We start from the raw sequence: 8,577 nt of genomic DNA, 5'->3' as shown, positions 1-8,577 counted from the left end.
GAGGAGGCCGGCGACCGGCGCGCCGCGCTCCACCACGGCGCGGGCTTGCACGTGCCGGACCGGCGCGGGGTGTCGGGGCTGCTGCCCTTCCTCCTTTCGGCCCGTCGCCACCGCGCGGCGGGGGTGCGTCCCTTGCTGACCGCAGCGGCGCACGGGCGGCAGGGCGTCGCGCGGGCCCGGCGGCTGCGCGCCGACGCCGTGGTGCTGTCGCCCGTCTTCCCCACCGCGAGCCACCCCGGCGCGGCGGCTTTGGGGCCGCTCCGCTGGGCGGCGCTGGCCCGGGGCGCGGGGCGGCGGCTGCCCGTCGTGGCCTTGGGCGGCCTGCGCGCAGGCAACGCCCGGCGCCTGCCGGCCCGAGCCGCCGGCTTGGCCGCGATCGGGGGCTTGTCCGAATGAGCGGCCGCCGCGGCCGCCCGGATTGTGCACCCTGCGCCGCCCTTCCCTGACCGACGGGCCGGGCCGAGAACCGCGGTTGTGTCCACTCAGCCACAGTGTTTCGAAACGGTCGCGGTCCCCGCACGCGGGCGGTTGATGGTTTTTAATCCGCGAGACCATAGTCCGCTCGGGCCCGATTGCGCCTGTGTACCGGCCGGGACGGCGGGTGCCTGGGGGGAAACTCGTCGCTGGGAATGTTCCCCAACGCGCGAGGGCAGGCGGGTCGAGGAGCTGCCGGCTGTGCCCGGCGCATGAGGAGGACACAGATGCGCAAACTTCTGCTGGGCACCACCGCGGTGGTCGGCGCTGCGCTGCTCGCCCCCGAGATGGCGGCGGCGCAGCAGGCCCCGACGGTCCGTATCGGCGGCTACTTCCGGGCGTACTACGGCTACACCAACCAAACCGGCGCCAACGTCACCGGCACCACCCCGCAGGGCTCCGTCGTCCTGCCGACCGGCCCCGGCGCGGGCGACACCTTCCCGTTGTTCCCCGCCACCGGCCCCGCGTCAGCGACGACGTCCGCCTCGCCGCAGTCGGCACGCACCGGCAAGCACGACTTCTCGACCGATGCCGAAATCCACGTCTTCGTCAACGGCAAGACCGCCAACGGCCTGACCTACGGCGCCGTGGTGGAGATCCAGTTCGACACCAACGAGGGCCAGGGCCGCCCGTTCCGGCGCAGCCAAACCTCCAAGACGGCGGCCGACATCGATGAGATGTACGCCTTCATCGCCTCGCCCACGCTCGGCCAGGTGCGCTTCGGCGACGAGGACGGTCCGTTCGGCGGCCTGATGAACGTCGGTTGGGTCACCAACTTCGGCTCCGGCGGCGTCTACGGCGACTGGGAAGACTTCACCATCCGCCCGAACCGCACCACGACCTCCCCGGGCGCGGTCGGCGACAACACCAAGGTCGTCTACCTGTCGCCGCAATTCTTCGGCTTCGACTTCGGCGCCTCCTGGGCCTTCAACGAAGGCACCGGCGGCGACACGGGCTGCTTGAGCTCCCTCGCCGGCCCGACCTGCGACCGCGTGTATGCCGCGCAGGGCGTGACCACCTTCGGCCGCGGCAACGAGAGCCTGCCGGGCCGCCGGAACGAACTCCAGGCGATGGCGCGCTGGCGCGGCAACGTCGGCCCCGTCGGCTTGGCGTTCAGCGGCGGCACGATGCTGGCACAGTCGGTGCGCGACATCACCGTGACCGGCACCCAGGCGCAGACGCTGCGCGACCCGGAGGTGTACCAGGTCGGCGCGCAGGCGACCGCCTTCGGCTTCACGCTGGGCGGCGCCTACATGTGGGGCAACACGAACTTCTTCTACATCCCGTCGCTGCGCGGCGACAAGCGGATGGAGCAGTTCTTCGTCGGCGCCTCCTACACCGCCGGGCCGTTCACCATCGGCGCCAACACCTTCTGGGGCACCTACGCCGGCAACGCGGGCTTCGCCTTCAACACCACCACGGGCGCTTACACCTCGACCACCGCGCGGCAGGGCCAGCGCCGCAACGCCTGGTCGGTGGGCGCCAACTACCGCATCGCGCCCGGCCTCGACCTGGTGGCCGAGTACGTCCGCCACACGATCCACGAGGTCGGCGTGGACCTCGACCTGCAGACCAACAACGGCGTGCAGGACAAGCTGCGTTCCAACGTGTTCCTGGTCGGCACGCGATTGGCCTTCTGATCCCGCGGCGGTCGGCCCGGGACCGGGGCGGCGGGGAGACCTGCCGCCCCTTTTTCATGGCGGACGCCAAGCGGCACAGCCGGCGAAGGAGAACCGCGCCAGTCGGTTGTTTTGGGGGGTCTTTTTTCATTTATAAACCGCATTTATGTGGGGGGGGTCTGGTTCGATGGGGCGGGGGTTTCGTTGGGTCGCGCTGGGCGCCGGGTCGGTCCTGACGATGGTCCTCCTCGCCGCCACCGCTCCGTTCGCGTTGCAGCGCGCCCCTGAAAGCTGGGACGCGGAAGCCGGATCGGCCGCGCGGCGGCGCCTCCTCGACGTCGTACCGGAAGGGGCCGGGGTGGAGTTCGCGGACGTGAAGGTGCGCCACTCCGGCACCGACAACGAACGGTCGGTTTGCGGGGCGTTCGCCGTCCGGGACGATGAGGGTTCCTTGGGCCCGTTCCGGGATTTCTGGATCGTCGTCACCAAGCGGCCCGACGCGCCGGACGCGGTGGAAGCCGCCCACCCGGTGGACATCCCCCAGGACGCGTTCCTGGACCGCGGCTCCGAATACTACCGGCATTGCTTCGCCCGCCTGGATTGACGCGGGCCTGCGCCCCGAAGGCCGGTTTCGCGCCCGGCCGATCCGGGCTATGTTGCGCCCCGCCATGACAACCGCCCGCTTGGCCGCCTTCGGCCTGACGCTGCCGCTCCTCGCCTTCACCGCCTGCGGCGGTGACAATCAGCGGATGGTCCGCAACGACGAGTACGGGGACTGGCGCGGCAGTTCCGTCCGCCAGCGGCCGCTCGGCACCAGCGCCGGCATCGTCATCTTCGGTGTGGACAAGGAGCGGGAGGAGCGCCAGGCCGCCGCCGCCGCCGGCACCGGGCTTTCGGTGAACGCCTATCTCTGGCGCGCCGCGCTCGACACCCTGTCCTTCATGCCGCTCGCCTCGGCCGACCCGTTCGGCGGCACCATCATCACCGATTGGTACTCGCCGCCCTCGGCGCAGGGCGAGCGGTTCCGCGCCCAGGCCTACGTGATGGGCCGTCAGCTCCGCTCAGACGGTGTGCGCGTGCAGATCTTCCGGCAGGTGCAGGAGCGCGGGCAGTGGGTGGACAGCCCGGTGTCCCCCGCGACCAATTCCGGCATGGAGGACCAAGTCCTGGCGCGCGCACGCGAACTGCGGAGCCAGTCCGCCTCCCGCTGATCCGGCGATCCCGAACGTTCTTTGTGCAACCCCGAGGTGAATCCTTCGGGGAAGCGCCCCGGCGTGTCCGGATCGAAGCGGCCATCGCCGCGTGAAGCATGGATGAAAATTAATCGTATCGTATTGCAATATCCATGGGCCTCCCCACCCTGACCGGCTCCGCTTTGAAGCAATTTTGGGGAATGGCTTTTTGGAACTGCAAATCCTGATACGCGGTCAATCGAATGCGATCCTGTTCGCCGAAAGCGAAGGCTACGCCGCCATAGGGCGGCTGACGTCGGAGGTGCAGCGCCTCCTGGGCTTCGACGGCGTCGCCGACACGGTGGAGGTCATCTACGACCGGGGCGGGGACCAGCGCGGCACCGCCCACGGCGGCACCGCCTTTCTCGGCGAATGGATGCAAGCCGGCCTGGACGGCGCCTGGAGCCAGACCCCCCTCGGGACGGGCCTGCTGCGCTCGGCGGCCGAACTGAAGAGCCCGGCGGCCGCGACGACCTCCGTGCTCTGGCTGCACAGCGAGTACGACAGTTCCGACGCGGACCTCGACGCCGGGCAATGGATGGCGGCGGTGCGTCAGGACGCCGCCGTGCTGCGCGGCGCGCTGGGCGGGGACGCCGCGAGCGTGCCGTACCACTTCGTCAGCGCCCACCCGTACGGGGCCGGCACGGCGGAGGGCCACCAAACCATCCGCGCCGGCATGGAGGCGCTGGCCGCCGACTCGGCCTTCAACGCCCGGATCGCGGCCCGCGCGCTCGACATCGACGCGTCGCTGGACGACCTGGACGGGGACTGGCGCACGGTCGATTACGGCGGCCCGCACATCACCCCCGACGACGCGCTGCTGATCGCGGGCCGCGCCGCGCGCACCATCGCGGAGGATTGGTCCGCCTACGCCAAGCCGGGCTCGCCCGTGTTTCTCGCCGGCGGCGACATCGCCGATGTCGGGCCGCGCGTGGTCGCCGCGGAGCGGACCGGGGCGGACACGCTGCGGCTGCTGGTGGCGCAGGACCAGGGCGGCGCCTTCGCCCCGCTGGACCCGGACGCCGCGCGCGGCCTGGGGTGGACGGCGTCCGGCCCGGGCTCCGCGCCGGTCGCGGCGGTTTCGGCCGCGCCGCAAGGACCGAACACGATCGACCTGGCCTTCTCGGGCCCGCTGCCGGACGCCGGGGGCGTGCTGCACTACGGCTGGGGCTACGGCCGGTTGGCCGGGGCCGGCGCGCCGGGCCGCGGCAACGCCATCACCGACGAATCGGGGCTGCCGGTCTGGACGCCAGCCGCGGGCGTCGCCATCGGCGCGCCGGCGGCGCCGACCGACGCCCTCTGGCTGCAATAGCGGGCCCCTTGCGATCGTCGTGCCCGCGTACTTTGGCGAGGGCGGCCGGGCCTAGCACGATCCGCCCTGGCCCATGCGTTCCGTCCCCTCCTTGCCCGGGATGCGCCCCGGCGTTTCCGCGGCGCTCGGCGCGCCGGCGGTGGCCATGGGCGCGACCTTTCTCGCCTTCGGCGCGGCGGTGCGGGAGGCGGGGCTGCCCTGGGCGCTCGGCGCGGCGTTGCTGGTCTACGGGATGCCGGGGCAGCTCGTGCTGCTGCGACTCGCGGCGGCGGGGGCGCGGTGGCGCCGGCGGTGCTGGGCGCGGTCGCGGCCAACGCGCGCTTCCTGCCGATGGCGGTGGCGCTGACGCCCTGGCTCGGCGGCGACGGGTGGGGGGGTGGGCGCGTTTCCTGGCCCTGCCCTTCATCGCCATCACGCCTCGGGCGGCGGCGATGCAGGCGCTTTCGGGGCTGGCGCCGGCAGCGCGGCTGCCGTGGTTCCTGGGCTTCGCGCTCGCGTCTTGGACCCTCGCGGGCCTGGCCACGGCGGCGGGGCACGCGACGATGCCGCTGCTCGGCCCGGCCTTGCTGGCGGCGCTGCTGTTCGCCAAACCGCTTTCTCAGGCGTACGGCCGTCTCCTACACCACCACCAGGGACACGACCTCAGCGAGCGTCGCGTTCAGCCGCCCATATAGCGCCGTCGCCAAAGACAAAGCGGGGAGGGCCTTCCGCCATCCGCGCCGGAAGGTCCGGGTGCCGGCGGAGAACTGCCTGCGTCCGCTCGGGCTGAGGCCGTCTAAAACCGCACCGAAGCGAGCTTCTTCTGGTCCTCCCAAAACGGCTCAGACGCGAATGGCGGCGGAGAACGCCCTGGATCGACCGGGAAACCACTTGCTTGAAGCGGCCACCAGCAGGAATTAGCATCTACCAGGGCCGATCTCTGCGCGAGAATGCAAGTAATGCCATCTCCGCAAACCAACAGTTTGTATGACCTTGCTGGACGCAACAGAGTTTCGGTTCGCCGGCACATTCGAGCGCACGAAGCGATGCCGAGGTGGATCCCGCCATACTTTCTTTTAACTCGTTCTCTCGGCTATTTGATGGTGGATGCTCCGGCGGTCACCCGGGGTTGCTGTATCAATTAGTGCGAGCCAGGCGGGCGCCGCCTCGATCGGGCTTGAGGCCGGGATTGAGCTTGGCGCCTCGGTCTTGGCGGGCATGATGACGAAGACCGTTCATTCCCCTGCGTGCGTCCGGTCCAGAGTTCGGGCCGCCGTCGGGCGCGCTCGTCCCCGGACGCCGTTCGCAACGGCGGCGCCGAGGCGGGCCGCATGAACACCTACAAAGGCGAATCGCCCATGGGCACGCGAACCCTCGTCGAACACCGCGACATGCCAGAGCGCGTCATCCACGGAACCGCCGCGGTCGACCAAGAGCACCGCGTGCCGCAGGAGATCTGGGCCGCCATCCGGCGACGCAAGTGGCTGATCGCGGGCGTCTTCCTGCTGACGTTCGCCAGCGCCACGGCGGTGGCTTTCTCGTTGCCGCCGAGCTTCCGCGCCTCAAGCACGATACTGCTGGAGGCGCGGCGGGTCACGCCGGTGAAGCAGGAGGATACCGCGGCCAACCCGCCACTGAGCGCGGAAGCGGTGGCCGACGAGTTGCAAGTGCTGCAATCACGAGATCTGCTGGAGCAGTTGGTGCAGCGGCTCGATCTGCTGCAGGAGCCCGAATTCAACCGCACTCTTCGGCCTTCGCGCTTGATAGCTTTGGCGAACTGGGGCGCGGAGTTCGCGGATTCGTGGGCGCCCGCGGCCGTAGCGGGCGCGCTGCGCGATCTGGCATTGCTGCTGACGGAGAGGAGGGACGCGGAGTTCAGCGGCACCGCGCTCGACATCACCGTGGAGAGCCTACAGCGGGCCTTGCAGATCCGCCCCATCGCACGGTCCCGCGCCATTCAGATCGGCGCCACCGCGCCGACGGCCGAGATGGCGGCGGCGATCGCGAACGCCTTGGCCGATCTGTACATCTCTTCGCGGACTGCCCAGCGCGAGGCGGAGCTGCGCGATGTCAGCAACTGGGTGCATTCTCAACTCGGCCAATTGCGCGCCCAGGCCGATGCTTCGGCCCGTGCCGTTGTGGACTTCCGCGTCTCGCACGGCCTCGTGCGCGGCATCGGCCGCGACGACCGCAATGCCGACTTGGTGCTGCAAGACATCTCGGACGTCGCTTCGCAGCTTACCGCGGTGCGGGCGCGGCAGGCGGAGCAGAAAGCGCGGCTCCGCCAGGCGGAAGCGAACATGGCCGCCGGCAACTTCGACGCTTTTGCAGATGTTCTCAACTCCCGCACGATCCAGACGCTCCGAGGGCAGGAGGCGCAAGTCGCGGGCCGAAGCTCGGAGTTGGCCGCGAGGTTCGGGCCCGGCCATCCGAGTTTCGCCGCCGCAGCGGCCGAACTCACGGACATCCGTCGCAGGCTGTCACTCGAGGCGGGGCGGATCTTGCAGGGCTTCCGCAGCGACGTGCGCATCACCGAGGAGAACGAAGCGGCGCTCGCGCAGCAGTTGGAGCGTCTCCGGGCCGAAGTTGGCCGCATGAACATCCTTGAAGTCCGCATGCAGGAATTGCAGCGGGAAGCGGATGCGGACCGGATGTTGACGGAAAGCTTCCTCGCCCGCGCCCGGCAAATCAGCGCAGAGGTAGGCTTCCGTGAGGCCAGCGCGCGCTTGGTCTCGCGCGCGTCGCTGCCGCGGCGGCCCTACTCGCCGAATCTTCTGCTGCTGCTGCCCTTGTCTTTCATCGGCTCGCTCGGCGCGGCCGGTTTGGTGGCGCTGCTCCGGGAATCCGCGTCGAAGGGTTTGCGCAGCTTCGACGAGTTGGAGCGGCGGCTCGGGCTGGTGCCGCTCGGGATGCTGCCGCTACGCCGACGAAGCTCCGGCAGCGCCGGCGACGTGTTCTTCAACGAGGCGGTGGCTGGCTTCTGCGCCCATCTGGTGCGGCGTCCGGGCGGCACGCGGCCTCAAAGCGTCCTCATCACTTCCACCCTCCCCGGCGAAGGCAAGAGCACCACGGCCCGTTGTTTGGCGGCCGAGGCCGGTGCGCGCGGGATGCGCGTGGTGCTGGTCGAGGCCGATCTGCGGCGCCCGATGGTCGGCCGGGACGGCATTGTGCCGCGCGGCCTGTCGGATGTGCTGCGCGGGCACGCTGCCCTCGATGAGGTGCTGCGGCATGTCCCCGAGCGCGGCCATTGGGTGCTGCCCTCGGGCGCGCGCCCGTCCAACCCGACGCAACTCCTCACCTCGGAGGAGATGGACCGTGTGCTGCGTCGGCTTGAGCAAACCTACGATTTGGTCTTGGTCGACTCGGCCCCCATCCTGGTCGGCGGTGATGTCGCCGCGCTGACGCGCAGCGTCGCCGAAACCATCCTCTTGGTGCGCTGGGGCCGTACGGGGTGGCGCGCGGTCGCCGCCGCGTTGCGCCGGGTGGCTGTGGCGGGCGGCGCCGTCACGGGCGTCGTTATGACCATGGTGGACACCCGCAAGAACGCGCAATACCACCATGGGGAAGCCGTCCTTTATTCCCCGCAACTGCAACGCTACTACGAGCCACGGCGGTGAGCTGGGACTCTCCACGGTAGGCCTCGCCTCTTGAGCTTACCGAGGTCTTGCAGCCGATCGATCGGCCCGCACGCGAAGGCGACAAGATGGTAACGAAAACGGCGGGCGCGCATTTTGGCCGCGAAGTGATCACCCTCGCCGATCGAAGGATGGCCGTCTGGACCGTCGGCATCATCTTCGTGACGTTGATGGTCTGGACGGTGGCCGCAGTAGAGCGCGGGAGCCCATTCAGGTATGTTTTGTACTTGCTGCCGCCATTGCTCGCGCTGGCGTACTGCCTCAATTTCAACGGCGCCCAAATTAGGGTTGACCATCGCGGAGCTACAGCATTTACGCTTTATGTG

9 protein-coding genes are annotated in these 8,577 nt (G+C 70.1%); all 9 read left to right on the top strand.

Annotated elements, in window-relative coordinates; genetic code table 11:
• A partial coding sequence (locus ABD067_RS24900; protein WP_343898124.1) for a thiamine phosphate synthase occupies positions 1 to 396 on the top strand: 396 nt, incomplete at its 5' end.
• A gap of 305 nt (positions 397 to 701) precedes the next feature.
• The gene (locus ABD067_RS24895; RefSeq protein ID WP_343898123.1) at positions 702 to 2,114 is read left to right on the top strand and encodes a porin; all 1,413 of its coding nucleotides are present in this window, start codon (positions 702 to 704) and stop codon (positions 2,112 to 2,114) included.
• 217 nt (positions 2,115 to 2,331) lie between these two features.
• A complete protein-coding gene (locus tag ABD067_RS24890) occupies positions 2,332 to 2,697 on the top strand; it encodes a hypothetical protein (protein ID WP_343898122.1) in 366 nt (121 codons plus the stop codon).
• Between the two features lie 64 nt (positions 2,698 to 2,761).
• On the top strand, positions 2,762 to 3,304 hold the full coding sequence (locus ABD067_RS24885) for a DUF3576 domain-containing protein (RefSeq protein ID WP_343898121.1): 543 nt from the start codon (positions 2,762 to 2,764) through the stop codon (positions 3,302 to 3,304).
• Positions 3,305 to 3,494: 190 nt separating this feature from the next.
• Positions 3,495 to 4,637 carry a hypothetical protein gene (locus ABD067_RS24880; RefSeq protein ID WP_343898120.1) on the top strand — a complete coding sequence of 381 codons (1,143 nt, stop codon included), beginning with the start codon at positions 3,495 to 3,497 and terminating at the stop codon, positions 4,635 to 4,637.
• Positions 4,638 to 4,710: 73 nt separating this feature from the next.
• The gene (locus ABD067_RS24875; RefSeq protein ID WP_343898119.1) at positions 4,711 to 4,983 is read left to right on the top strand and encodes a hypothetical protein; all 273 of its coding nucleotides are present in this window, start codon (positions 4,711 to 4,713) and stop codon (positions 4,981 to 4,983) included.
• Between the two features lie 22 nt (positions 4,984 to 5,005).
• Positions 5,006 to 5,311: a hypothetical protein gene (locus ABD067_RS24870; protein WP_343898118.1), complete on the top strand. Its 306-nt coding sequence runs from the start codon at positions 5,006 to 5,008 to the stop codon at positions 5,309 to 5,311.
• 636 nt (positions 5,312 to 5,947) lie between these two features.
• Entirely contained in the window at positions 5,948 to 8,233 is a 2,286-nt protein-coding gene (locus ABD067_RS24865) for a GumC family protein (protein WP_343898117.1), read from the top strand.
• 47 nt (positions 8,234 to 8,280) lie between these two features.
• Positions 8,281 to 8,577, top strand: a 297-nt coding sequence (locus ABD067_RS24860) for a hypothetical protein (RefSeq protein ID WP_343898116.1), incomplete at its 3' end; no start/stop codon positions are given.

Origin of the sequence: Craurococcus roseus (assembly GCF_039523795.1) — a bacterium.
Lineage (GTDB): Bacteria > Pseudomonadota > Alphaproteobacteria > Acetobacterales > Acetobacteraceae > Craurococcus > Craurococcus roseus.
Note: the sequence above shows the minus strand (reverse complement) of the source record. Positions and strands in the feature narration are given on the sequence as shown.

Bases quoted from the DNA above. Each gene is read 5' to 3' on its own strand.
- ABD067_RS24895 (WP_343898123.1), top strand. From the start codon at position 702: ATGCGCAAACTTCTGCTGGGCACCACCGCGGTGGTCGGCGCTGCGCTG.
- ABD067_RS24890 (WP_343898122.1), top strand. From the start codon at position 2,332: ATGGTCCTCCTCGCCGCCACCGCTCCGTTCGCGTTGCAGCGCGCCCCT.
- ABD067_RS24885 (WP_343898121.1), top strand. From the start codon at position 2,762: ATGACAACCGCCCGCTTGGCCGCCTTCGGCCTGACGCTGCCGCTCCTC.
- ABD067_RS24875 (WP_343898119.1), top strand. From the start codon at position 4,711: ATGCGTTCCGTCCCCTCCTTGCCCGGGATGCGCCCCGGCGTTTCCGCG.
- ABD067_RS24865 (WP_343898117.1), top strand. From the start codon at position 5,948: ATGAACACCTACAAAGGCGAATCGCCCATGGGCACGCGAACCCTCGTC.